1 protein-coding gene is annotated in these 1189 nt (G+C 61.5%); it reads left to right on the top strand.

Features of this window, described 5'->3' with window-relative positions; genetic code table 11:
• Positions 1–1064: methyl-accepting chemotaxis protein (locus tag PG883_RS23530; RefSeq protein ID WP_270808468.1), on the top strand; the 1064-nt coding region annotated here is incomplete at its 5' end.
• Positions 1065–1189: the final 125 nt, after the last annotated feature.

Raw genomic sequence — 1189 nt, forward strand, 5'->3', positions numbered from 1 at the left:
CAAGTACCGGGCTCGGCGTCGCCATCGGTGTGCTGATGCTGCTATCGGGTTTCATGCTCTACCGGTCGCTGATCCGGACACTCGGCGGCGAACCCGTGGAGGCTGCAAGGATTACGCAACGCATCGCCGGTGGCGACCTCACCCACGAAATCAGAATCCGCCCCGGTGATCAGCACAGCCTGCTGGCGGCGATCCGGGCCATGCAGGAGAGTCTGCGCACGATCATACGCGGCATCGGCGAGTCAGCCGACACGCTGACCGCTTCGGCGCACGAGATCTCGCTCGCCGCCAATCAGGTCGCGACGGCGGCCCATACCCAAAGCGACAAATCCGCGTCGATGGCCGCGTCGATCGAGGAAATGGCGGTGTCAATAACCCATATCACCGAAAGCGCCAGCGGGGCACATCAGAGCGCGGTCGATGCGCGGAGCCTTTCCGATGTCGGCGAAGCCGCGGTGGATGAGGCGATTGCCGAAATGGACGGAATTTCTGCAGCGGTGATGAGCACGGCCGAGTCGGTGAAGGTGCTCGGCGATCGCTCGGAGCAGATTTCAAAAATCGTCGATGTGATCCGTGAAATTGCCGACCAGACCAATCTTCTCGCCTTGAACGCGGCCATTGAGGCGGCGCGAGCGGGCGAGCAGGGGCGCGGCTTCGCGGTCGTCGCTGACGAAGTGCGCAAACTCGCCGAACGCACGACCAAGGCGACCAGCGAAATCAAGGCAACGGTCGATTCCGTGCGTGAGGGCACCGTCAGGGTGGTCAACGAAATGGCCGGCGGCAGTGACCGTACACGAGCCGGAGTGGTGATGATCCGGCGCGCCGGCGAAACGATGGGCAAGATTCAGGACGGCGTGGGCCAGATGATGAGCGCGGCCGAGGAGATATCCGCGTCGCTGCGCGAGCAGAACACGGCCAATCACGACATCGCCCGCAATGTCGAAGGCATTGCCCAGATGACCGAGGAAACCAGCGCCGTGGTCCGTTCGGTCGCCAAGTCGGCCGAACACCTCGAAAAGCTGTCCGTTTCAATGAGCGAGTCGGTGCATAAGTTCCGGATCTGACGCTTATCGCTTCTTTGATGCCCTCCAGTGGAAAGATTGGGCAACACAGGTTCAACGACTGCATACAGGTAAGTAATCCAAGGCAACGGCGGCTTTAGAGGAAATTTTTCACCGGCCGGTTATGG

The organism is Aeromonas sp. QDB25 (genome assembly GCF_027707725.1).
GTDB lineage: Bacteria > Pseudomonadota > Gammaproteobacteria > Enterobacterales > Aeromonadaceae > Aeromonas > Aeromonas caviae.